General features: G+C 71.8%; 18 protein-coding genes. 11 read left to right on the top strand and 7 right to left on the bottom strand.

The window, feature by feature from the left end; genetic code table 11:
• Positions 1 to 66 precede the first annotated feature (66 nt).
• The 3 genes from QM779_RS12270 to QM779_RS12260 are packed head-to-tail and all read left to right on the top strand — an operon-like array spanning position 67 to position 4203.
• Positions 67 to 2553, top strand: coding sequence for a glycosyl hydrolase family 95 catalytic domain-containing protein (locus tag QM779_RS12270; protein ID WP_428535588.1), 2487 nt, complete (start codon positions 67 to 69; stop codon positions 2551 to 2553).
• A complete protein-coding gene (locus tag QM779_RS12265; RefSeq protein WP_428535586.1) occupies positions 2553 to 3530 on the top strand; it encodes a LacI family DNA-binding transcriptional regulator in 978 nt (325 codons plus the stop codon). Before QM779_RS12270 ends, QM779_RS12265 begins: the two co-directional genes overlap by 1 nt.
• Before the next feature lie 52 nt (positions 3531 to 3582).
• Complete coding sequence (locus QM779_RS12260) at positions 3583 to 4203, top strand: DUF624 domain-containing protein (RefSeq protein ID WP_428535584.1); 621 nt, start codon at positions 3583 to 3585, stop codon at positions 4201 to 4203.
• 789 nt (positions 4204 to 4992) lie between these two features.
• Here the strand turns inward: QM779_RS12260 and QM779_RS12255 are convergent.
• Genes QM779_RS12255 through QM779_RS12245 form a run of 3 tightly spaced genes read right to left on the bottom strand, consistent with a single transcriptional unit; the run spans position 4993 to position 8748 of the window.
• A complete protein-coding gene (locus QM779_RS12255) occupies positions 4993 to 6780 on the bottom strand; it encodes a hypothetical protein (RefSeq protein WP_428535582.1) in 1788 nt (595 codons plus the stop codon).
• 46 nt (positions 6781 to 6826) lie between these two features.
• On the bottom strand, positions 6827 to 7771 hold the full coding sequence (locus QM779_RS12250; protein WP_428535580.1) for a carbohydrate ABC transporter permease: 945 nt from the start codon (positions 7769 to 7771) through the stop codon (positions 6827 to 6829).
• Between the two features lie 8 nt (positions 7772 to 7779).
• Positions 7780 to 8748: an ABC transporter permease gene (locus tag QM779_RS12245; protein WP_428535578.1), complete on the bottom strand. Its 969-nt coding sequence runs from the start codon at positions 8746 to 8748 to the stop codon at positions 7780 to 7782.
• Between the two features lie 274 nt (positions 8749 to 9022).
• Here QM779_RS12245 and QM779_RS12240 point away from each other — a divergent pair, with 274 nt between their 5' ends.
• Positions 9023 to 11779, top strand: a complete 2757-nt coding sequence (locus tag QM779_RS12240) for a glycoside hydrolase family 3 C-terminal domain-containing protein (protein WP_428535576.1) — start codon at positions 9023 to 9025, stop codon at positions 11777 to 11779.
• A gap of 25 nt (positions 11780 to 11804) precedes the next feature.
• Positions 11805 to 12827 (top strand): LacI family DNA-binding transcriptional regulator, encoded by a 1023-nt coding sequence (locus tag QM779_RS12235; protein ID WP_428535574.1) that lies wholly within the window; start codon positions 11805 to 11807, stop codon positions 12825 to 12827.
• Here the strand turns inward: QM779_RS12235 and thrC are convergent.
• Positions 12824 to 14260: a threonine synthase gene (thrC, locus tag QM779_RS12230; RefSeq protein ID WP_428535572.1), complete on the bottom strand. Its 1437-nt coding sequence runs from the start codon at positions 14258 to 14260 to the stop codon at positions 12824 to 12826. The genes QM779_RS12235 and thrC overlap by 4 nt on opposite strands.
• A gap of 140 nt (positions 14261 to 14400) precedes the next feature.
• On the opposite strand from thrC, the gene QM779_RS12225 reads away from it, so the two are divergent.
• The 6 genes from QM779_RS12225 to QM779_RS12200 all read left to right on the top strand — a co-directional run bounded on the left by QM779_RS12225 (position 14401) and on the right by QM779_RS12200 (position 20776).
• Complete coding sequence (locus tag QM779_RS12225; protein ID WP_428535570.1) at positions 14401 to 15834, top strand: hypothetical protein; 1434 nt, start codon at positions 14401 to 14403, stop codon at positions 15832 to 15834.
• Positions 15831 to 16937, top strand: coding sequence for a DivIVA domain-containing protein (locus QM779_RS12220; RefSeq protein WP_428535568.1), 1107 nt, complete (start codon positions 15831 to 15833; stop codon positions 16935 to 16937). The genes QM779_RS12225 and QM779_RS12220 overlap by 4 nt, the downstream gene beginning before the upstream one ends.
• Positions 16934 to 17944, top strand: coding sequence for an aldo/keto reductase family protein (locus QM779_RS12215; RefSeq protein WP_428535566.1), 1011 nt, complete (start codon positions 16934 to 16936; stop codon positions 17942 to 17944). Before QM779_RS12220 ends, QM779_RS12215 begins: the two co-directional genes overlap by 4 nt.
• Before the next feature lie 56 nt (positions 17945 to 18000).
• Complete coding sequence (locus QM779_RS12210; protein WP_428535564.1) at positions 18001 to 19521, top strand: serine hydrolase domain-containing protein; 1521 nt, start codon at positions 18001 to 18003, stop codon at positions 19519 to 19521.
• 8 nt (positions 19522 to 19529) lie between these two features.
• Positions 19530 to 19925, top strand: a complete 396-nt coding sequence (locus QM779_RS12205) for a hypothetical protein (RefSeq protein WP_428535562.1) — start codon at positions 19530 to 19532, stop codon at positions 19923 to 19925.
• A gap of 122 nt (positions 19926 to 20047) precedes the next feature.
• Positions 20048 to 20776: a PIG-L deacetylase family protein gene (locus tag QM779_RS12200; RefSeq protein WP_428535560.1), complete on the top strand. Its 729-nt coding sequence runs from the start codon at positions 20048 to 20050 to the stop codon at positions 20774 to 20776.
• A 96-nt stretch (positions 20777 to 20872) separates the two neighbouring features.
• Here QM779_RS12200 and QM779_RS12195 read toward each other — a convergent pair whose 3' ends face one another.
• Genes QM779_RS12195 through QM779_RS12185 form a run of 3 tightly spaced genes read right to left on the bottom strand, consistent with a single transcriptional unit; the run spans position 20873 to position 23069 of the window.
• Positions 20873 to 21208, bottom strand: coding sequence for a gamma-glutamylcyclotransferase family protein (locus QM779_RS12195; RefSeq protein WP_428535558.1), 336 nt, complete (start codon positions 21206 to 21208; stop codon positions 20873 to 20875).
• Position 21209: 1 nt separating this feature from the next.
• Positions 21210 to 21941 carry a glutamine amidotransferase gene (locus tag QM779_RS12190; protein WP_428535556.1) on the bottom strand — a complete coding sequence of 244 codons (732 nt, stop codon included), beginning with the start codon at positions 21939 to 21941 and terminating at the stop codon, positions 21210 to 21212.
• Between the two features lie 9 nt (positions 21942 to 21950).
• Entirely contained in the window at positions 21951 to 23069 is a 1119-nt protein-coding gene (locus QM779_RS12185; RefSeq protein ID WP_428535554.1) for a glutamate--cysteine ligase, read from the bottom strand.
• Between the last annotated feature and the right edge of the window lie 34 nt (positions 23070 to 23103).

Here is a 23103-nt window from a genome sequence, read left to right as displayed (position 1 = left end):
ATCTGATTCCGTGACTTGATACAGTCCCTTCCACGAGGACATTTTGGTCAGCGAGGGGAGGCCGTCGTGGTGGACGAATCCGCGCTTGCTCCGTCGCTCCGCGCCGTCCCCGTCGGTGATGGCGAGTCACTCCTGTGGTATCGGCAGCCCGCCGAAGAGTTCATCGAAGCGCTTCCCATCGGGAACGGCCTCATCGGGGCCATGACCTACGGACGCCTCGGCGGCGACCTCCTCCGGCTGAACGAGGGATCCGCGTGGTCGGGCGGTCCCGGCTCGGCCGCGGTGCCCGACCTCGACGCAGCAGCGGGGGCGGCGCTGCTGGCCCGCGCCCGTGGTCTGGTCGACGCCGGCGACCCCGTCGCGGCGGAGGAGCACCTGCGGGCGTTCCAGGCCGGCCACTCACAGGCGTTCCTCCCGTTCGCCGACCTGGCGATCGCCGCGCTCGACGCCGACGCGTCCGCGCCGCAGGACGGAGGCCCGCAGCGCTGGCTGGACCTGCGCGAGGCGACCGCCGGCCACCGCTACGTCGTGGCCGGGTCGGAGGTCCACCACCGCACGTTCGCCAGCCACCCCGACCGCGTCCTCGTCCACACCGTCGACGTGCGGTCCAGCGACGGATCACCCCGCCCCACCCGGTTCGCCGTCTGCGCGGAGCCCCGCCTGCGCGCAGCCGACGGACTTGCCTGGTCGATCGAGGGCGGAGTGGCCCGCGGCTACCTCGAACAGCTGCTGCCGAGCGACGTCAGCCCCGACCACGAGGTGCGCACCGGCAACGTCCGCTACTCGCCGGCCTCCCGGCACGGCGGGCTGGCGCTCGCCGTCGTCGCCTCCCCGGACGCGGAACTGGCCCTCGACCCCGACGACCACAGCCGCGTGCTCATCGCGGACGCGACCGCACTGTTCGTCGTCGTCGCCACCGGGACGACCCTGGCCGGCGGCCTGCCCCACGCCGACGCGGCGCCCGACCGGGACGCGCTGCGTGCGCTGCTGGCCGGGCGGGTCGGGCTGGCCTGCGAACACGGCGTTGGCGCCCTGCACGAGCGGCACGTCGACGACCACCGGGCGCTCTGGAACCGCTCGCGACTCCACTTCGAGGCGGCCGCGCCGGCGCTGCCCACCGACGAGCGGCTCGCCCTCAGCGCAGAGCGCGGCGGCGACCTCGGGATGCTGCCGCTGCTGTACGGCTACGGCCGCTACCTGCTGATCGCGTCCTCGCGCCCGGGCGGCTTCCCCGCCCACCTGCAGGGCCTCTGGAACATCGAGCCGGTGCCGCCGTGGAGCAGCAACTACACGATCAACATCAACACCCAGATGAACTACTGGGCGGCCCTGCCGACCGGGCTGGCCGAGTGTGCGGAGCCGCTGCTGGACCTGATCGAACTGCTGGCCGACACCGGACGCGCCGCCGCAGCGGTCTACGGCGCGTCCGGCTGGGTCGCGCACCACAACACCGACCCCTGGGGACAGGCGGCCGCGGTCGGCGCCGGCATCGGGGACGCCTGCTGGTCGGCGTGGCCGATGGGCGGGGTCTGGTTGTGCCGGCACGTCGCCGACCACGTCCGCCACACCGGGGACGCGGCCCTCGCCCGGCGCTTCCTCCCGGTCGTCGAGGGCGCCTGCCGGTTCGCGTCCGACTGGATCACCAGGGACGCCGACGGCTCACCGCGCACGTCACCGGCCACCTCGCCGGAGAACCACTACGTCACCCCTGACGGCCTGGTGGCCGCCGTCGCCACGTCCACAACGATGGACGTCGCGCTGCTCCGCGACCTCGCGCGTACCGCCGCCCTGCTGCACGACCTGGCGCGGAACGGGGACGGTTCTGTTTCACGCCATCCCGACGCCGACTGGCTGCCCGCGTTCACCGACCTGGTCGCCGCCCTGCCCGACCCGCACATCGGCCCGGACGGAGAGGTCGGCGAGTTCGCGGGCACGTTCGCCGAGTTCGAGCCCCACCACCGGCACACCTCGCACCTGGTCGGCATCCACCCGCTGGGCAGCTGGACGCCGGAGAGCACCCCCGAACTGTGGGCGGCGGCGAAGCGTTCGCTGGACCGGCGCGGACCCGGCTCGACGGGCTGGTCGCTGGCGTGGCACCTGTGCCTGTCCGCCCGCCTCGGGGACGCCGACCGAGCCGCCGAGTCGCTGCGCCGCGCGGTGCGTCCGCCCGCCGACGACGGCCCACACAGCGGCGGCCTGTGCCCGAACCTGTTCAGCACGCACCCGCCGTTCCAGATCGACGGCAGCTTCGGCCTGGTCGCAGGGCTGGTCGAGCTCCTCGCGCAGTGGGAGCCGGGCCGCCTCACTCTGCTGCCCGCCGTCCCCTCCGACTGGCCGGACGGGTCGGTCACCGGACTGCACGGCCCCGACGGCTGGACGCTCGACCTGCGCTGGCAAGGGCGGACGCCCGTCGAAGCACGGCTGACCCACGACGGCCGCTCGGGCGCCGAGGGCGTCGACGTGCGGTGGCCGGGCGGACGTTCCAGCGTCCGGGTCGAGCCCGGTCGAACCACTATCCTGACCACCACCAACGCATTCGGAAGTGAGGGCTGATGGCGACCATCGAGGACGTCGCCCGGCTCGCCGGAGTCTCCACGTCCACCGTGTCCTACACGCTCAGCGGCAAGCGGGCGATCTCGGCCCGGACAAAGGCCCGGGTGCAGAAGGCGATCACCGACCTCGACTACCGCCCGCACGAGGCCGCGCGGGCGCTCGCGTCCTCGCGGTCGAACATCCTGGGCCTGATGGCGCCGCTGCGCACGGCCGTGAACGTCAACGTGATCATGGAGTTCGTCGCCGGCGTGGCCGAGCGGGCGCGCGAGTTCGACTACGACGTGCTGCTGCTGACCAAGGACGACCAGGACGCGATCCCGCGGGTGGCGTCCGGGTCGATGGTGGACGGGCTGATCCTGATGGACATCGAGGCGAAGGACGCCCGCATCCCGATCGCCGCGCAGGTGCGCCAGCCGGTGGTGCTGATCGGTGGCCCCGACGACCCGCAGGGCCTCAGTTGCGTCGACTTCGACTTCGAGGCGGCCGCGCGGCTCGCCGTCCGCCGGCTCGTCGGAGCGGGGCACCGCCGGATCGCGCTCGTCGGACCGTCGGAGCAGGTGCTGGCGCGCGGCACGTCGTACGCCGTCCGGCTGCACCGGGGCTATCGCGACCAGTGCGCGAGCGCGGGCGTACCGAGCCTGATCCTCCCCGGCGACGGCGACCCCGCCGCGGCGGCAGGGGTGGTGGACCGGCTGTTCGATGCCGAGCCGCAGCTGACCGGACTGGTCGTGCACAACGAGTCCGCGCTGCCGTTCATCCTGGACGCGCTGGCCGACAGGGACCCGTCGACGCCGGTGGAGGTGCTGGCGATCTGCCCCGCCGACCTGGCCGCCGGGTACCGCTCGCTCACGGACTTCATCGACATCCCGGCCCACCTGATCGCGCAGACCGCCGTGGACATGCTGCTGGACCGACTGTCGGGGGACGTGAGTCCGGAGACCCGCCTGATCGCGCCGCGGCTGGCCGTCCGGAACTGAGGCGGCCGGTGCCGGGCCGTCGCGTCCGGCCGCGGCAGGAGAGGATCGTGCCATGCAGGTGAACCCGGACAACCGGACCTTCCAGGGCATCACGACCCTGCTGTCGTTCATCGCCCTGAATGTCATCTACCTGCTGTGCTGTGTCCCGGTCGTCACGATCGGGGTGGCCACCAGCGCGCTGTACGAGGTGACGTTCCGCTACGCCGACGAGGAGAGCGGCAACCTGCTCAAGGACTACTTCGTCGCGCTGAAGCGGAACCTCGTGCAGGCGAGCGTGGTGTTCCTGGCGCTGGCCGTCCCGCTCGCCCTGATGGTGTTCGCGGCGGTGTTCTGGTCGTCGCTGAACAGCACGGTGTCGTGGGCGGCGTCGGCGCTCGCCGGCCTCGCCGCGGCCTACCTGTTCGCGGCGATCCTCCACGGGATGGCGCTGGTCGCGTCCTTCCACAACACCACCCGGCAGACCCTGAAGAACGCCATGCTGCTGCCGATCGTGGTCCCGCTGAGGACGCTGTGGATCGTGCTGGTGCCGCTGACCTGCTTCGCGCTGATGGTGGTCGTCCCCGCCTTCACCTTCATCGTCGCGACGCTCGGCTTCTCCGTCGGCGCGTACGGCACCGCGTTCCTCTTCCGTCCGGTCTTCCGCCGCTTCTCCGAAGCCGGCGCCACCGACTGAGCTCTCGCCGGAGCCGCTGGGTCGCTACACGGACGGACGCCGGGATCTCCGGACGGACCCTCGGCAAGGACGCGGAGATCCCGGGTCAAGCCCGGGATGACAGGGGGCGGGTTGGGTGTTTCACGGTTCCTGAGGAGGGTCCGTGAGGGACGAGCGGGCGCGTCACGAAGGGCCGCCGGCCTGGTCAGGGGCCGCCGGTTGTCGCTCCGGTCGAGGGCCTCCGTTCGGCGTTGAGGGCCTCTGTTCGCGTCGAGGGCTCTTGTCTGGGCGGGGGCTTTCGACGGGAGCGGTGGCTCTCGAGCCGGAAGGGTGGCTCTCGGTGGGGGTGGGGTGGGTGTTTCACGGTCCCTGAGGAGGGTCCGTGAGGGACGAGCGGGCGCGTCACGAAGGGCCGCCGGCCTGGTCAGGGGCCGCCGGTTGTCGCTCCGGTCGAGGGCCTCCGTTCGGCGTTGAGGGCCTCTGTTCGCGTCGAGGGCTCTTGTCTGGGCGGGGGCTTTCGACGGGAGCGGTGGCTCTCGAGCCGGAAGGGTGGCTCTCGGTGGGGGTGGGGTGGGTGTTTCACGGTCCCTGAGGAGGGTCCGTGAGGGACGAGCGGGCGCGTCACGAAGGGCCGCCGGCCCGGTCAGGGGCCGCCGTTGTCATCCCGGCGAAAGCCGGGATCTCGGCGGCTGTGGGGTCAGCCTCGTCCCGGAGATGCCGGGTCAAGCCCGGCATGACAGGGAGCGCAGAAGCTGCGGACGCAGCAGGGGCCCGGGAAGATCCCGGGCCCCTGTCGCGGTCAGCGGGTGGTCAGCCGAAGTCCTTCACGACAGCGAGGCGGGCGTCGTTCTGGGACTTGGCGTTGGCCATGTCCACCTCGAGGACCTTGGCGTAGCCGAGGCCGTCCACGGTCTTGCCGAGCTCGTCGATGAGCGAGTTGAAGGACGAGTCGTCCTTCGCGAAGCTCGCCTTCCACGAGTACTCCACGATCGAGGCCTTGATCTGGTTGCGCAGCGTCTGGATCTCGGAGTCGTCGGTCGGGGTGGTGAAGCCGGCGCCGGGGGCGACGAGCAGCTTGTTGTTGTCCTTCAGGTAGCCCATCGTGGTCTTGGCGTTGCCCATGTGCGAGCTCCAGTCCTTGGTCAGCGGGTTCTCCTGCGTGGCCTGGAAGGTCTCCCACATCTTGTAGCTGAACGGGTAGCCGGTGTCCGGATCGGTGTCGATCGGCAGCACGGCGGTGAAGTTCAGCCAGGACGCACCGTCGGTGTAGGTGCCGCCACCCCACTCGGTGGGGACGTCGGCGCCTGCGCCGGCCAGCGCCTTCATGCCGAAGTCGTTGAGCTCCGGCTTCTTGTCCGCGTTGAGGTCCCACGTCAGCGTCCGGGGGCCCGCGGCACCCTGGGTCTGGCTGTTGTTGGTGTACGTGCCCTCGGAGGAGTAGATCCAGTTGGCGAACGCTGCGATCCGCTCGGGGTCCTTGGCCTTCGAGCCGATGGTCAGGATCTGCGTCCCGCCATAGACGGCCGCGCCGTAGGAGAAGACCAGCATGTCGGCCAGCGGCGCGATCATGAAGCCCTTGCCGTCGGCCATGTTGTCGGTGGTGTTGAACGCCGCCTGGCCCTGCCACGGCCAGAACGAGAACAGCACCTGGCCCTTCTGGATCTTCGAGAACACCGTGTCGTAGTTCTGCGTGGTCGAGTCGGGATCCAGCATGCCCATCTGGTTGGCCTTGTTGAAGAACTTCAGGCTGCGCACGTAGGCCGAGTTCGGGTCGACGATGCTCTGGTAGTCCGAGCCGTCCGCCTTCGCCAGCACGAAGCCCATCTCGTCGTAGCCGTAGAAGCAGGCCGGCTGCTTGCCCGCCGTCATCATGTTGCCGTCCCAGTCCTTGAACAGCGACAGGGCGTAGACCTTCTTGCCGTTGGCCGCGGTGGGCTGCGCCTGCTGCATCTGCTGCAGCACCGGCAGCAGGTCCTCCAAGGTGCCGATCGCGGGGTAGCCGACCTTGGCGTACAGGTCCCAGCGCAGCATCGGGCCGAAGGTCGGGTCGATGCCCTCGGACGGGTCGGTCGGCTTCAGGCCGGAGACCTGCAGCGGGAAGCCGTAGGTGCCGTCCTTGCCGTCGTTCAGCTTGGTCGTGGCCCGGTCGAAGCGGGAGACGTTGGTCATGCTGCCGAAGTACGGCGTCGAGTCGAGCAGCAGCCCGCCGTCGGTCAGCTCGTCGAACTTCTGGCCCTTGTCGGTGATGATCAGGTCGCCGAGGTTCCCCGCCGCGACGCGGGTGTTGTACAGGGTGTCACCGCCGCCGGCCACGTTCGGGGCGATGATGTTCAGCTTCATGTTGAACCGGTCGTGGACGATCTTCGCGAACCAGCCCGGCTGGACGCCCATCTTGTTGGCCAGGCCGTCGAAGACGTCGATCGTGATCTCGTCCGACCAGGAGGTCGGGAAGGCGGAGACCGCCGACGCGCTCGGTGAGGCGGCGCCCCCGCCCGAGGTGCAGGCGCTGAGCAGGGGGGCCACGGCCGCAGCCGCTGTGGCGCCGGCGGCCAGGCCGAGGAAGCGCCGTCGGGTGAACGGCGAGGCGGTGGGGACCATGGGTCGGGTTCCTTTCATTGGTGGGTGACTGCGTTGTCGTTCCGGCTCAGCCCTTGACGGCGCCGAGCATGATGCCCTTCACGAAGAAGCGCTGGAAGAGGGGGTAGATGAACAGGATCGGCGCCACCGCGAGCACGGCGACGGTCACCTGGATGGACGTGGCGGTCTGGGACGTGGCCGCCGACGCCACCGAGCCGATGTTGCCGCCCGCCTGTTGCGCGGCCAGCGCGAGGCTCGCGGCCTGGCTGATGTACATGTAGAGCACGAACTGCAGGGTGTAGAGGCTCTGGTCGGTGACGTAGATCAGGGTGTCCTGGAAGCTGTTCCACTGGGTCACGGCGGAGAAGATCGCCACCGTCGCCAGGATCGGGGTCATGCTCGGCAGCATGATCCGGAAGAAGATCTGGAAGACGTTCGCCCCGTCCACCTCGGCCGCCTCCTGCAGGGACGCGGGCAGCGACTCGACGTAGGTCTTGACCAGGATGATGTTGAAGGGCGCGACGACGAACGGGAGGATGTAGACCCAGAAGTTGTTGGTCAGGCCGAGCGTCTTCATGATCAGGAAGATCGGGATGATGCCGGCGTTGAAGTACATCGTGATGACGATCAGCCGGTACCAGAGCTGGCGCTTCCACATCCGCTGCTGGGTGAACATGAACCCGAGGAAGGCGGACGCGAACACCGTCGCCACCGTCCCGAGCACCGTCCGCGCCACCGACACCATCGCGGCCGCGGGCAGCCCGGGCAGCTTGAACACCTCGAGGTAGTTCTGCAGGTGGAACCCGATCGGCCACCAGCGGACGTCGCCCTGGGCGGACAGGTCGTTGGCGCTGACCGAGTTGATCAGCAGGAAGTAGAACGGGTAGGCGCAGATCACGGCGAACGCGAGGAAGACCAGCCCGGTCACGATCGTGAACACGACCCCGCCGACGGTGTACCGGGGCCGGCGACGACGCTCCGGTGCCCGGACGGCTGCTGCAGTGGTGGCCATCGCGTCCCCTAGATGATCGAGGTCCCGCGGACGCGCTTGGCGATCGCGTTGACGGTGAGCAGGAGGATGACCCAGACGACGCTCTTGAGCATGCTGATCGCGGTCGCCAGCGAGAGGCTGTTGCCCGTCATGCCGACGTTGTAGACATACAGGTCCAGCACCTGGATGTACGTCTTGTTGAACGCGTTCTGGAACACGTAGTACTGCTCCATGCCGTTGTTCAGGATGTTCGCCACCGACAGCAGCAGCAGCACCAGGTAGGTGGGCATGAGTTCCGGCACCGTGATGTGCCACATGGTCTGGAAGCGGCCCGCCCCGTCCACCTTCGCCGACTCGTACAGCGAGGGGTCGATGCCCGAGATGGACGCGAGGTAGAGGATCGCGCCCCACCCGAGGGTCTTCCAGACGCCCCAGGCCAGCATCGTGAGCCAGACGTTCTGGTCGGTGTCGAGGAACTTGATCGGCGCGGTGACCAGGCCCGAGTCGATCAGGATCGAGTTGACCAGGCCGGTCGAGGAGAACATCGAGAACGCGATCATGTAGACCAGCACCCACGAGATGAAGTTCGGCAGCGTGGTGAGGGTCTGGACGGCGTTCTTGAACCAGGGCGCCTTGATCTCGTTGAGGAAGACGGCGAAGCCGAGCGGCAGGATCGACGACGCGATGCCCAGCAGGCTCATCCCGAGCGTGTTCGCCATCACCTGGATGATCTGCCGGACCTGCGTCTCCGAGCCGACCAGCAGCTGGAACCACATCAGGCCGACGAACTTGCTGCCGGCCAGGCCGCGCGCCGGGCGGTAGTCGAAGAGGGCGTACACCCAGCCGGCCAGCGGCAGGTAGTTGAACAGGAGGACCAGGACCAGGAACGGGACGATCGCGACGAACATCCACACGGACTTCTTGCCCCGACCGCGTCGGGGGGCGGGCGACTCGACCTCAGCGATGGTCGCCACGGCCTGCGGCGGGGTGGCGGTCACCGTGGCGTCCCTCCGGGGACGGTGCGCCCACGGCCACCGGTCCTTCGAGTTGCTCGGTCCACTGCCACTCCCTCGTGCTGCGTCCAACGGATCGACACCATAGTCGAAACGCTTCGCTAAGAACGCTAGCAAAACTCGGGCCGGATTGGCAGTGCTGTTGCAGGAATGTGATCTGCCGTGCCTACTCCTGCCCGCGCCGAGAGGCCGTAGGCTGGACCCGACGGGGGCCGACGAGGGCCCGAGCAAGTCGAATCGCTTCGAAAGGCGGACGTGAATGGCCATCGACGAGGATGCCTTCTCCGGGCAGGTGGACCGCGTGCTCGGCGCACTGGACCCCGGCGAGCGGATCGCCCTGCTGCACCAGCACACGCCGCCCGTCCCACGGCTCGGCCTGACTGCCTTCCACACCGGGGCGGAGGCGCTGCACGGTGTCGCCTGGGTCGGCACCGCGACCCACTTCCCGCAGCCGGTGGCGCTCGCCTGCACGTGGGACCCGGAACTCACCGAACGCGTCGGAGCCGTGGTCGGCACCGAGCTGCTCGCGATGCGGGCGAACGGGGTGGGCGTCAGCCGCAACGTGTGGGCGCCGGTGGTGAACCCGCTGCGACACCCCCGCTGGGGACGCAACGAGGAGGGCTACTCCGAGGATCCGCACCTGACCGCCGACCTGGCCACCGGCTACGCGCGCGGCATGCGGGGGCCGGACGGGCAGAACTGGCGGGTGGTGCCGACCCTGAAGCACTTCGCCGGCTACAGCAACGAGACCGACCGGGCGGTGTCCTCGTCCCAGCTGCCTCCGCGGGTGTTCCACGAGTACGAGCTCCCCGCCTTCGCCGGCCCGGCCCGTGCGGCCGCCGTCGGCGCGGTGATGCTGTCCTACAACCTGATCAACGGCCGGCCCGCCCACCTGTGTGCGGACCTGCTCGCCGAGCTGCGCGCGCTGGCCGGCGTCGAACTGCTCGCCGTGTCCGACGCGTACGCCCCGGCCAACCTCTGGCAGTGCGAGCGGTACTACCCGGACCGCACGAGCGCCTACGCCGCCGCGCTGCGGGCCGGGCTGGACTCGTTCACGGTGGACGACGCGAACCCCGTCCCAACGCTGGAGGCCCTCCACGCGGCGCTCGAGGCGGGCCTGATCGACGCGGCCGACATCGATCGCGCCGCACGCAGGGTGCTGCTGGTCCGGGCCCGGACCGGGGAGCTCGCCGACGATCCGGAGGCCCCCGGCGTCCTCGACACCCCGGAGCACCGTGCACTGGCCAGGGAGGCCGCCGGCCGCGGCGTCGTCGTCCTGGCCAACGACGGCGTGCTGCCGCTGGCCGACCTCGACCGCGTCGCCGTGATCGGCCCCCTGGCCACGCGCGTGCTCCCGGACTGGTACTCCGGGACGCCGCCCTACCGGGTGACGGTCGCCGACGCCGCGCGGGAGCTCGCCGGGGACGCGGTCGTCGTCGACGGCTCGGACCGCATCACCCTGCGCGCCCCCGACGGCGCCTACCTCGTCACCGCCCCGGACGGCGCGGTGCTCGCGTCCGGGACCACCCCGACGGCGTGGGACGTCACCGACTGGGGCCACGGCACGTGCACGCTGGCGTCCGCGGACACCGGCCTGCTGTGGACGGCGCCCGGCGAGCGCGGCGTGTGCGCCACCGCCCCCGCACCGCAGGGCTGGGAGGTGCAGGAGTCGTTCCGGTTCGACCGCTTCGACGACGGGACGGTGGCGGTGCAGCACCTCGGCTCGGGCCGCTGGCTGCGCGTCGAGGTCTACGGGGGACGCGTGGTCGCCGGGGCGCTCACGATCGGGGAGGCGACCCGGTTCACGTGGGACCTGCTCCGGGACGGGATCGCGGAGGCGGCCGCTGCGGCCGCCGCGTGCCCGACCGTCCTGTGCGTGCTCGGGAACGACCCGCACCTGCTCGGCAGGGAGGCCGCCGACCGTCCCGACCTCGCGCTCCCCGAACGCATGGCCGCGCTGTGGCGCGCCGCGCGTGCGGCCAACCCGCGCAGCGTCCTCGTGCTGGTGTCCAGCTACCCCTACGTGCTGGACGCGTCCGCCCGCGAGGCGGCGGCGATCGTCTGGACGGGCCACGCCGGGCAGGAACAGGGTCACGGGATCCTCGACGTGCTCACCGGAGCGGTGGAGCCCAGCGGGCGGCTCGCGCAGACCTGGTGGGCCGACGAGGCGGACGCCGGCGACCTGTTCGACTACGACATCCTCGGCTCGTCGATGACCTACTGGTACAACGCGGCGACCCCGCTGTACGCGTTCGGGCACGGGCTCACCTACTCGTCCGTGGCCTACCGCGCGCTCTCGGTCGCCGTCGGGCCGGACGGTGTCGAGGCGTCGGTGACGGTGGAGAACACCGGCGCCCGCGAAGCGACCGAGGTCGTGCAGGTCTACACCAGCGCTCCCGACCACCGGCTGCGGGTGCCGCGCCGGCTGGGTGGCTACGCGCGCGTCCGGCTGGCGCCGGGGGAGAGTCGCACGGTGACGATCCGGGTGCCGCTCGACCGGTTCCAGGTCTGGGACGTGGCCTCGGACCGGTTCCTGCTCGAGCCGGGGACGTACCGCCTCACGGCCGGCCCGGACGCCGACACCGCCGCGCTGGTCGCGTCCGTGGAGTTCGACGGACAGCCGCACCCCGGCCGGACGCTGCCACTGCGCGCCGAGGCCTTCGACGAGTGCGTGGGCACCCGGCTGGAGGAGGAGACCCTCGAGGCCGGCACGGTCGCGACGGCGCCCGGCGGCACCGGCGCGTTGGAGTTCCGCGACGTGACCGCGCTGCCCGCCGAGCTGGTGGCGCGGGTCGCCCGTACGGCCGAGGGGCCGGCGGCAGTCGGGGTCCAGCTGCGGGCCGGCGGCGCGACGGCCTGGTCGGACGAGGTGGTCGCCGAGGTCCCTGCGCGGCTCGGCCGGCACGAGTTCGCGGAGGTCGCCCTGGTCGTCCCTGCGGCGTGGGCCGACGGCGGGGACGTCCGGGTGCAGTTGCGCGGTCCCGTCCGCGTGGCCGAACTGGCCGGGCTGCCGTGACCCCCGGGGAGGGGAGGGAACGGCGATGGTGACCATCACCGACGTCGCCCGCTACGCGGGGGTGTCGGTCTCGACCGTGTCCTACGCCCTGTCCGGCAGCCGGCCGGTGCGGCCGGAGACCCGGGCGCGGGTGCGGGCGGCGATGCGCGAGCTCGGCTACCGCCCCAGCACGTCCGCGCAGTCGCTGGCCAGCCGGCGCCGCGGCGTCCTCGCCCTGCTCTACCCGATGGTCGACCGTGGGGTCGGCGGCACCGGGGGCGAGTTCGTCCAGGGGATCGCCGGCCGTGCGCGGGACCTCGGCTACCAGCTGGTCGTGTGGCCCTTCCGCTCGAGCGACCGCAGGGAGGTGCTCGAACTGCTCGGACGCGGCATGGCCGACGGCGTGGTCGTGATGGAGGTGGAGGCGGGCGACGCGCGCGTCCAGGCGCTGGAGGCCGCCGGCGTGCCCTACGTGATGGTCGGCCGCACCACGGACGCCGAGGATCGTCCCAGCATCGACATCGATATCGCCGCAGCGCTGGTTGACGCCGTCGACCTGCTCGCTGGCCTCGGCCACACGGAGATCGCCTTCCTCGGCCACTCCTCCGCGAGCCTTGCCGCCGGCTACGGACCGAGCGCGCGGGCGGCGGCGGCCTACACGGCGCAGCTGGCCGCGCGGGGCCTGCGTCCGCTCCTCCTCCCGTGCGAGGACTCCCCGGAGGCCGGCCGCCGTGCGGCGGCGGCGCTGCTGTCCGCCGAACCGGCGGTGACCGCGGTGATTACGATGAACGAGCTGGCGACCTTCGGCCTCCTCGCCGGGCTGCGGAGCGGCGGTGTGGCGGTGCCCGAGCGGATGTCGGTCCTCGGGGTGGTCACCTCGCCGGGGGTGGGCGCCCTCAGCGAGCCGCCGCTGACCACGCTGCACGCGATGGGGGAGCAGGTGGGGGCGCTCGCCGTGGACCGACTGGTCTGCCAGCTCGACCCGGACGCCGACCCGGCGCCGAACCGGCTGGTCCGGTGCGTCCTCGTGCCCGGGGGGAGCGTGGCGCCCGCCCCGGTGCTCGGCTAGCGGCCCACCCGCTCGGCGATCAGCGCCTTCAGGGCCTCCACGTCGTTGGGCAGGTCGATCACATGGCGGGGCAGGTCCTCGATGCCGGCGAACCGTTCGGGGCGCTCGGGCTCGCGTCCGACCGCCTCCAGGATCGTGGCGGAGAACTTCACCGGAAGCGCGGTCTCGGTTACCACCATCGGGGTGCCGGGACGGACGAAGCTGCGCGCCACGTACACGCCGTCGGCGGTGTGCGGGTCGAGCAGCACCCCGTCGGCGGCGTCGACCGCGGCGATGGTCGCCAGCCGGTCGGCGTGGGTCGAGGACGCGGAGACGAACCCGAACCGCTCCTGCAGGCCCGCGAACTCCGGGGTGCCGGACAGGTCGAAGAACCCGTCGCGCGGCAGCCGGACGGCGAACAGGTCGCGGACGCGGTCGCCGTCGCGTCCGAGCAGGTCGAAGACGAACCGCTCGAAGTTGGACGCCTTCGAGATGTCCATGCTCGGCGAGGACGTGGCGTGCGTCTCCGCTGCCGACCGCACCCGGTACACGCCGGTGCGGAAGAACTCGTCGAGGACGTTGTTCTCGTTGGTGGCCAGCACCAGCCGCCCGATCGGCACCCCCATCATCCGGGCGACGTGGCCCGCCATGATGTTGCCGAAGTTGCCCGTGGGGACGCAGACGTCCACCACCTCGTCGTCCGCGGAGGTCACCCGCAGCCAGGCCGCGACGTAGTACACGACCTGCGCGACCAGCCGCGCCCAGTTGATCGAGTTGACGGCGCCCAGGCTGTACCGCTGCTTGAACGCCAGGTCGGACGCGACCAGCTTGACCAGGTCCTGGCAGTCGTCGAACACGCCGGCCACGGCGACGTTGACGATCGCGGGGTCGTCGATGCCGAACATCTGCGCCTGCTGGAACGGGCTCATCCGGCCGGCGGGGGTGAGCATGAACACCCGGACCCGCGGCAACCCGCGCATCGCGTACTCGGCGGCGGAGCCGGTGTCGCCGCTCGTCGCGCCGAGGATGTTCAGCTCCTGGCCGCGCCGCTCCAGCTCGTACTCGAACAGCTGGCCGAGCAGCTGCATGGCCATGTCCTTGAAGGCCGCGGTCGGGCCGTCCGACAGGTGCGCGAGCCACAGGCCCCCGTCCAGCTCGCTCACCGGCACGATCGCCGGCGTCGCGAACACGGTGTCGTTGTAGGCCCGCGCGCAGATCCCGGCCAGGTCGTCGGACGGGATGTCGCCGACGAACGGCGTCAGCACGGCGTGCGCGAGGGCCGCGTACCCCTCCTCGGCGAGCAGCGTGCGCCACCGGGCGAGGGTGGCCGCGTCCACCTGCGGGTAGGACTCGGGCAGGTACAGTCCGCCGTCGGGGGCCAGCCCCTCGAGCAGGATGTCGCTGAAGCCCGGACGGGGATCGTCGGGCAGGCCTCGGGTGGACACGTAACGCACCCGAGAACTCTACCCAAAGCCCTCCGCTCTCCCGGGCCGGCGGGGCGAGCGGGCGGAAGACTAGACCCATGGTGAAGACACAGCTCGCGACACTCCGGGCCGGGTTGCGTTTTGCGTTGTCACCCTTGGATCATGGCTAGGTGCTCGATCCCGCCGTGCGTCCCCCCACTCAGCCGGCCGGTAGCGAGTTGACCAGACAGGCGACCGAGATTCTGACGCAGGCGCAGAACCTGGCTGATCAGCTGCGCACCGAGGCCCAGGCCGAGGCCGATGCCGTGCGCGCGGAGACCGCCCGCAACCGGGAGCTCAACGACCAGCTTGCCCGCGAGGTGGCCGACCACAGGGCCGCGGCGGAGCAGGCGATGACCAGCGCGGCCGCCCGTCTCGAGGAGGCCAGGCAGGACGCGGTCATGCTCCTGTCCGACGCCACCGAGCAGTCCGGACTGATCACCCAGACCGCAGAGCGGACCGCGGCGGAGGTGGTCGCTTCGGCTCGCGCCGAGGCCGACAGGATTATCCAGGACGCGAAGATCAAGGCCGCGACGATGGCCAACACCGCCAAGCGCACCGAGGACGAGGTGCGCCAGCGCCTGGACGCCAGGGTGACCGCGGTGGACGCCGAACTCACCGACCGGCGCAGGGCGCTGGAGTCGGAGGAGGCGCAGCGCAGGGACCTGCTGGACGCGGAGCTCGCCGGCCTGCGCGGCCACGTCACCGACGAGCTGGCCCGGTTGCGTGCCGAGCTGGAGGAGGAGTCCGGGACGCGCAGGGCGAAGCTGGCCTCCGACCGGGAGCGCTTCGAGGCGGAGGCCGCCGACCAGAAGGCGGCCGCGCAGGCCGAGCGCGAGGCGCTGGCCGCCGACGCGCAGGCGAAGGCGGACGAGCAGCTGGCCGCGGCCGCCGCGCACGTCGCCTGGACCGAGCAGGCGATGGCAGAGCTGCGGGCGAGCGTGGCCGCGGAGGCAGAGGCCGCCCGACGCCAGCACCACAACGAACTGGCCGAGCATGCCCGCGGCGTCCGCCAGCAGGTCGAACTCGCCCTCACCACGACCACGCACCGCAACCAGGCGGCGGTGTCGGAGGCGAACGCGGTCGCCGAGGACCTGACCGGCAGGGCCCGCGCGGTGCTGGACGCGGCCGAGCGCGACGCCGTGAACACCCGGCGGCAGGCGGCGGAGGACGCCGACCGGCAGCGGGCGGCGACCGAGGCCGAGGTGCGTGCCCAGCTGGAGCGGGCCGAACGCCGGCTGGCCGAGGCGGAGGCGGGGGCGAAGCTCGTCCGCGAGCGCACGGCCGCCGACCTTGAGAAGCTGCAGCGCGACACCTACGAGGCCACCAGGGCGTCCAGGGACGAGGCGGTCACGCTGCTCGCCAACGCCCGCACCGAGGCCGACGCCATCCGCAGCGACGCCAGGGCGATGCTCGACCGAGCCCGCGCCGAGGTCGCGCAACTGGCCCGCCGCCGTGACGACATCAACGCCCAGCTCGGGCACCTGTCCGGGGTGATCGAGGCGCTCGCCGTCTCCGAACGTCCCGCCCCCTCAACCCAGCAAGGAATGGAAGAAGGATCATGACCCAGCAGAACGCAGCCTTCCGCACCGTCATGCGCGGCTACGACCCGAGCGAGGTCGACCGTGCCCTCGCTGATGTCCAGAAGGCCCTCGAGCAGGCGAGGGCCGAGGCGGGCAGCGGCGCCGTGGCGTCCACCAAGCTCACCTCCCAGGTCGCGCAGCTGGAGGAGCAGGCCAACTCCTACCGCGCCCGGATCGCCGCCCTCGAGCAGGAGCAGCGCGAGACCGTCGCCCCGTCCTTCACCGACCTGGGCAGCCGGATCGGCAAGATGCTGAAGCTGGCCGAGGACGAGGCCGCAGAACTGCGTGCGAAGGCGAAGGCCGAGGCCGAGAAGCTGGTCGCCGAAGCGACGGCGGCCGCCGAGGCGGCCCGCACCGCGGCCGAGCGTTACGCCGCCGACGTCACCAACAAGGCGGACGCGACGTCCACCCACACGCTGGAGGCGGCCAAGCGCCAGTCCGACGAGATCCTCGACTACGCCGACCGCGAGGCCACCGCCCGCCGCGAGGAGGCCGAGGCCGTCTACGAGCACCAGCGCGCCCGTGCCGCCGCTGCCGCCGCCGACTTCGAGAAGACCCTCGCCGAGCGCAGGGACAAGGCGGCCGACGAGTTCGCCGCGCAGATGCAGGCCAACGAGCAGGCCATCGCCCGCGCCCAGGAGCGGCAGGCGGCCATCGAGGCCGAGGCCGACCGGACCCTCGCCGAGGCGAAGGCCCAGGCCGACGCCCACCTCAAGGGCGCCCGCGACGAGGCCGGCCAGCACGTCGACGCGGCCCGGCTGGCCGCGGAGAAGATCCGCCGCGAGTCCGAGCGCGAGCTGCAGGCCGCCACGGCCCGCAGGGACGCGATCACCGCGCAGCTCACCAACGTCCGCCAGATGCTCGCCACCCTCGGCGGGGCGGCCATCGTGAACCCGCTGGCCGATCCCGAGGACGCCGAGCCGGCCCCCGCCGAGGCGGCGGAGGCCCAGGCCGAGCCCGAGGCCGCACCCGAGGCCGAGGCTGCGACCGAGGTCGAGGCGGTCGCCGAGGACGCCGGCGACGCCGAGCAGGAGGAGTCCGACGCGGAGGCCGAGGACAAGGTCGAGCAGGAGTCGAACGCGTGAAGTACCGCTACCTCGGCAACTCCGGCCTGAAGGTCTCGGAGATCTGCTTCGGCAACTGGCTGACCCACGGGTCCCAGGTCGAGAACGAGACCGCGCTGAAGTGCATCCGGGCCGCGCTCGACGCGGGGATCACCAGCTTCGACACCGCGGACGTCTACGCGAACACGGCGGCGGAGAAGGTGCTCGGCGACGGGCTGAAGGGCGAGCGGCGCGAGTCCCTGGAGATCTTCACCAAGGTGTACTGGCCGACCGGACCGAAGGGCCCGAACGACGTCGGGCTGTCCCGCAAGCACATCATGGAGTCGATCAACGGCTCGCTGAAGCGGCTGCGGACCGACTACGTCGACCTGTACCAGGCCCACCGCTACGACGTGGAGACGCCGCTGGAGGAGACCATGCAGGCCTTCGCCGACGTGGTCCGGCAGGGCAAGGCGCTCTACATCGGCGTCAGCGAGTGGGACGCGAACCAGATCCGCGAGGCGCACGGGATGGCGAAGGAGCTGGGCTTCCAACTCGTCTCCAACCAGCCCCAGTACTCGATGCTGTGGCGGGTGATCGAGGAGTGGGTGGTGCCCACCTCCACCGAGCTCGGCCTGTCCCAGGTCTGCTGGTCGCCGGTCGCGCAGGGCGTCCTGACCGGCAAGTACCTGCCCGGCCAGCCGGTGCCGAAGAACTCGCGCGCGACCGACACGAAGGGCGGCGCGACCATGATCCAGCGGTTCATGGACGACACCGTCCTGGAGCGGGTGCAGGCGCTGCGTCCGATCGCCGACGAGCTGGACCTGACGATGGCGCAGCTCGCCGTGGCGTGGGTGCTGCAGAACCCGAACGTGGCGTGCGCGATCATCGGCGCGTCCCGTCCGCGCCAGGTGAACGAGAACGTGGCCGCGTCCGGCGTCGTGCTGACGCCGGCGGTGATGTCGCGGATCGACGACGCGCTGGGCGACGTCGTGGTGCGCAACCCGATGCTGACCGCGGAGAACAGCCCGAAGGGACGCCCCAGCTGACCGGTCTCGCCGAGGCGCTCGACGCCCGTCCCGAGCTGGAGCTCCACGCGCTCCTGGTGCTGCGGGACGGCACGTGCGTGCTCGAGCAGTACTGGCAGCCGTGGGTCGCGTCCGACCGGCCGCTGGTCTACTCGGTCAGCAAGACGTTCACGGCGACAGCGGTCGGGCTGGCGATCGGCGAGGGCCGGTTCGGCCTGGCCGACCGCGTGGTCGACCTCCTGCCCGAGGCCGCCTCGGACGACCCCGACGTGGCGGGGATCACCGTCCACCACCTGCTGAGCATGTCGACAGGGCACACCGACGACACGCTGCTGGTGATGATGGAACGGCAGCCGGAGGAGTGGGCGCGCGCGTTCCTCTCGATCCGGCCCGAGCGCCCGGTGGGGTCGTGGCACGTCTACAACAACGGCGCGTCCTTCCTGCTCGGCGAGCTGGTGCGCCGCCACACCGGCGAGGACCTGCTGGACTACCTGCGTCCGCGCGTGCTGGAGCCGCTGGGGATCGACGCCACCTGGGATCGTGACCCGCTGGGCCGCTGCCTGGGCTGGTCGGGCCTGCACGTCGACCTCCGCGGGCTGGCCGCGCTCGGCGAACTGCTGCGCTGCGACGGGGTGTGGCAGGGACGCCGACTGCTCCCGGAAGGCTGGGTCGCCCGTGCGACGGCGAACCACATTCCGACGATCTCCGACGGCGCGGACTGGAACCACGGGTACGGCTACCAGGTCTGGATGGGCCGCGAGGGCTTCCGCCTGGACGGTGCCTACGGCCAGTTCGCCTTCGTCCTGCCCGAGCGGGGCCTCGTTGTTGCGGTCCAGTCCGCGCAGCTGGACACGCAGTGCCTGATCGACACCGTCTGGGCCCACCTGGACGAGCTCCCGGAAGAGCCGCTGCCGGACGAGCAGACGGACGCCCTTCGTGACGCTGCCGGCTCGTTCCTCGCCGTCAGCTCCTCAGGGAGCGTTGCTTCCACAGGGGAGGACCTGGCCCCGTCCACGTTCCCTGAGGAGCCCGCGAGGAACGAGGGTGCCCTTTCCACGGTCCCTGAGGAGCGGGCAGGTGAGGAACGAACCTGGCCGCGTCACGAAGGGGCCGCCGTCACGACGTCGCTCGAAGGCGCCACCGCGCTCCCCGTCCCCGCCGACTCCGGCGCCGGCTCGTCGTGGAGCACCGCCGGCCGCGTCCCCACCGACCCCGCACTGTTCAGCCCCGGTGACGAGGTCGGCCCGCCGGCCGACGTCGCCGACCCCACCGCCACGCGCACGGCCGACGGCTTCCGGCTCACGCTGGTGGCCGAGGGCCGCCCGGTCGAGTTGACCGCCGTCCCCGGACGCTGGGCGCGCCAGTCCCTCGCAGTTCCCGGCGAGGCGACGGCGGAGAACGCCGCTCCCAGCGACGCGGAGGTGCCGGTGGCAGTGGCCGCCGGCGTCGATGCGGCGGGCGACCTCCACGTCCACCTCGTGTTCACCGACACCCCGCACACCCTGCGGCTGCGCCTCGGTGCGGACGGGACGGCGGCGCAGGGCTGGTCCGTGAACCCGCTCCAGGGCCCCAGCCTGGCGAACATGCGGGCACACTGAGGCCGGCCATGTTCAAGATCGTCGTCTTCCTGCTGATCCTGGTGGTCCTCGGCTTCCTCTTCGTCCGCGTGTTCGTACCGTTCGTCCGCCGGACGGTGGGCCAGCCCGCGTCCCCGACGATCGTTCCCGGTGAGGTCGTGGCCGACCCGACGCCGGGCACGTTCCCGGTGACGATGGGCCGTGGCTACGACCCCGAGGACGTCGAGGAGCTGTTCGAGAAGGTGTACCGGCTCGCCGAGACCCCGTCCGGAAGGGTCGAGGCGCTGGAGGCCGTGCGGTCGACCCGCTTCCACCTCGCCCGCAAGGGCGGCTACGAGACGGTCTTCGTCGATGACCGCCTGGACGCGATCGCCGACGCCCTCACCAGCGGCCGCGCGCTCCCGCCGCGCCCCGGCCTCCGCTGACCGTCCGGCGCGTAACCGGGGACGGTTCTTGTTTCGCGCCACCGGCCTCGCCACCTCGCTCTTCCGGCGCGTAAGTAGAACCGTCCCCGGTTTCGCGCCACCGACTCAACTACGGTGGGGCGATGGAGACTCCGACGATCGAACTGTTGCCCGACGCCGACTTCCAGCGGGTGCTGTGTGTGGTCGCGCACCCGGACGACGTCGAGTACGGGACGTCCGCAGCCGTGGCCTCGTGGACGGCGCGCGGCGTTGAGGTGGCCTACCTCCTGCTGACCGGCGGCGAGGCGGGCATGCAGCGGCCGCCCGAGGAGACGCTCCGGGTCCGGGCGGGCGAGCAGCGCGCGGCCTGCGACGCGGTCGGCGTCCGTGACCTGACCGTGCTCGGCTTCCCGGACGGGATGCTGGTGTACTCGCTCGACCTGCGCCGGGCGATCGCGCGGCAGATCCGCACGTTCCGGCCGGACGTCGTCGTGACCGGGTCCTGGGAGGTGGAGGCGCCGTGGGGCCTCAACCAGGCCGACCACCGCGCCGCCGGGCTGTGCTGTCTGGACGCTGTCCGTGACGCCGACAACACGTGGGTCTTCCCCGAACTCGCCGCGGACGAGGGCCTGCCCAAGTGGGGAGCCACCTGGCTGCTGGTCTCCGGCGACGCCCGTCCCACGCACGGCATGGACGTCTCCGGCGAGCCCCTGGAGCGCGCGATCACGTCCCTGGAGGCGCACGAGGCCTACCTCGCCGACCTGCCCGGCCACCCCGCCCCCCGCGACCTGCTCACCGGCTTCACTTCCGACGCGGGCACGCTCCTCGGCGTCCCGAACGCCGTCCTGTTCCGCGCCCACAAGCTGACGTGAGTCCGCGGGCGCGGTGACGTGATCCCGCCACTCTCCGCGTCCCACGAGTGCGCTCGCGTCCCGATTCCGGGCTTCCGCGGCAGGATCGCGTCAGCGCTACTTCGCCACGTACAGCCACGCCGCCACCCCGGACGCCAGCACGACCGGGACGCGCACGTAGTCGGCGGACTCGTAGACGTCGGTCGCGGCCAGCTCGGTGGCGGTCAGGGAGAAGCGGGTGCCGGCGACGGCGTGGGACGGGTCGCCGGTGGGCACGGCGACCGGGTGCTCGGCGATGCCGGAGAGGGCGACCACCTCCGGGTTCGAGATGGCGAGGTACTGGAGCGTCCACCCGACCAGCTGGTCGTCCTCGCCGTCGAGGAGGCGCCCGTACGTGCCCCGCTGGACGTCAGCCAGCCGCAGCGTGCCGTACGAGAACACCCACTCCGTCATGTCAGTCGGACGCGTAACGGCTGACGAAGTTGCGCAGCACCAGGTGCTGCTCGCCGCTCACGCCGGACGCGTGGGCCATCGCGATCAGGTCGTCCAGCTCGGCGGGGTCGAAGTAGCCGGCGTGCTGGTAGATCCGCATCCGCGCGGTGAGGTCGTCGGCGTCCAGCTCGGGGTGGAACTGGGTGACGTACACGTTCGTCCCCACCCGGTACATCTGGACGGGGCAGTCCGCCCCGGTGGCGAGCAGGACCACGCCCGGGGGCGTGCCGTTGCAGGCCTCCTTGTGCCCGACGAACGCCTCGAAGGCGTCGCCGATCCCGGCCAGCAGGGGGTCCTCCCTGCCGTCCGCCGTCAGCGTGACCTCGATCGGGCCGACCGGCTCGCTGTGCGTGCGGTCGATGGTGCCGCCGAGGTGGGTGCTCACCGTTCCCACGCCGTAGCACATGCCGAGGAACGGGTAGTCGGTGTCGACGATCTCCTCCACCAGCGCAGCGAGGTCGGCCTCCACCCGCCGCTGCAGGTCGGTCTTCTGCGCGTCCGAGATGTTGAACGAGCTGCCCCCGAGGATCGCGCCCGAGTACTGCGAAAGGTCGAGCGGCGGCAGCGGCTTCGACTCCACCCGGATGTGCTCGAGCTGGTCCGCGGCCAGCCCGGTGTGACGCAGCACCGAGCGGTACTCGGCGGCGGCGGCCTCGTTGTGGTCACGCGTGGCCAGCAGCAGGAACGGCTTCACGGCGTCAGGTTACCGATCGAACGGCGTCGCACGTCCGGTCTCGGCCAGCAGGAGGTCCAGCGCGGCCCGGGGTTCGCCGGCCGCGCGCTGTCGCTCGTAGCTCGCGCCCCGCTCGGCGAGGTCGGACGCGAACCGCAGCTCGGCCTCGCAGCCGAGGTCCCGCGCCACCGGCTCCAGGCGCTCCAGCCACTGCGCGAGCCCCTCCCGCAGCGGTACCGGACGCTGCCGCCGCGGCGTGATCACCTCCGCGTCCATCCCGTACCGCGCGGCGCGCCACTTGTTCTCCCTGACCAGCCACGGCGGCAGCGACTCATACGTCGCGTCGGCGGCCAGGCTCCGGGAGGCGTGCTCGGCGAAGCACTGGGTGAGCGCGGCCACGCAGCCGAGCTCTGCGAGCGTCGGCACCGAGTCGCCGGTGCGGTTCTCCACCGTCCCGAACCGCGGCGAGGGCCGGACGTCCCACCGGATCTCGCCGGGGACGGTGATCATGCCGCTGCGGGCGAGGTCCTCGGCGTACTCCTCGAACTCCGCCCAGCCGCTCATCGGCCACGGCAGGCCGTTGGTGGGCAGCTGCTGGAACAGCATCGTGCGCTGGGACGCGTAGCCGGTGTCCTCGCCCTCCCAGTACGGCGACGAGCAGGTCACGGCGAGCAGGTACGGGTAGAACCGCGCGAGCGCGCTGGTGATCGGCAGCGCCTTGTCGCGGTGGTCGACGCCGACGTGCACGTGCGTCCCGCAGATCGCCATCTGGCGTCCCCACCAGGCGTTGCGCTCGGCGACCACGTCGTAGCGTTCCCCGCTGAACCGAGGTTGAGCGGACGCACGGCTGAACGGGTGCGTCCCCGCGCCGACCAGCCCCACGCCGAGTCCAGACGCCTCGCGCCGGGCGAGGTCGAGGCTGGCAGCGATGTCGGCGACCGCGTCCCCCACGACCCGGTGGACGCCTGAGACGAGCTCGACCATCTCCTGGAGGTACTCCTTGCGGACCGGCGCGTCCTCGCCGCCCCCGCACGCCTCGATCAGCTGCGGGGCCGCCGGGGTGAGCTCGCCGGAGGCCAGGTCCACGAGCGCGAGCTCCCACTCGATGCCCACGCTCGACTGCTCGGACGGCGCGAAGTCGACCCGCATGCGGCTCCTCGGTAGTCGGTGCGCCCCGATTCTA

The sequence above is a fragment of the Propionicimonas sp. genome (genome assembly GCF_049840635.1).
In the GTDB taxonomy this organism is placed as follows: Bacteria; Actinomycetota; Actinomycetes; order Propionibacteriales; family Propionibacteriaceae; genus Propionicimonas.
This window is presented reverse-complemented; position numbering and strand designations above follow the sequence as displayed.

What these genes read in the sequence shown, in the direction of transcription:
- QM779_RS12195 (WP_428535558.1), bottom strand. Translation starts at nt 21,208, where the DNA reads ATGACGGAGTGGGTGTTCTCGTACGGCACGCTGCGGCTGGCTGACGTC.
- QM779_RS12240 (WP_428535576.1), top strand. Translation starts at nt 9,023, where the DNA reads ATGGCCATCGACGAGGATGCCTTCTCCGGGCAGGTGGACCGCGTGCTC.
- QM779_RS12200 (WP_428535560.1), top strand. Translation starts at nt 20,048, where the DNA reads ATGGAGACTCCGACGATCGAACTGTTGCCCGACGCCGACTTCCAGCGG.
- QM779_RS12250 (WP_428535580.1), bottom strand. Translation starts at nt 7,771, where the DNA reads ATGGCCACCACTGCAGCAGCCGTCCGGGCACCGGAGCGTCGTCGCCGG.
- QM779_RS12205 (WP_428535562.1), top strand. Translation starts at nt 19,530, where the DNA reads ATGTTCAAGATCGTCGTCTTCCTGCTGATCCTGGTGGTCCTCGGCTTC.
- QM779_RS12235 (WP_428535574.1), top strand. Translation starts at nt 11,805, where the DNA reads ATGGTGACCATCACCGACGTCGCCCGCTACGCGGGGGTGTCGGTCTCG.
- QM779_RS12265 (WP_428535586.1), top strand. Translation starts at nt 2,553, where the DNA reads ATGGCGACCATCGAGGACGTCGCCCGGCTCGCCGGAGTCTCCACGTCC.
- QM779_RS12220 (WP_428535568.1), top strand. Translation starts at nt 15,831, where the DNA reads ATGACCCAGCAGAACGCAGCCTTCCGCACCGTCATGCGCGGCTACGAC.
- QM779_RS12185 (WP_428535554.1), bottom strand. Translation starts at nt 23,069, where the DNA reads ATGCGGGTCGACTTCGCGCCGTCCGAGCAGTCGAGCGTGGGCATCGAG.
- QM779_RS12255 (WP_428535582.1), bottom strand. Translation starts at nt 6,780, where the DNA reads ATGGTCCCCACCGCCTCGCCGTTCACCCGACGGCGCTTCCTCGGCCTG.
- QM779_RS12260 (WP_428535584.1), top strand. Translation starts at nt 3,583, where the DNA reads ATGCAGGTGAACCCGGACAACCGGACCTTCCAGGGCATCACGACCCTG.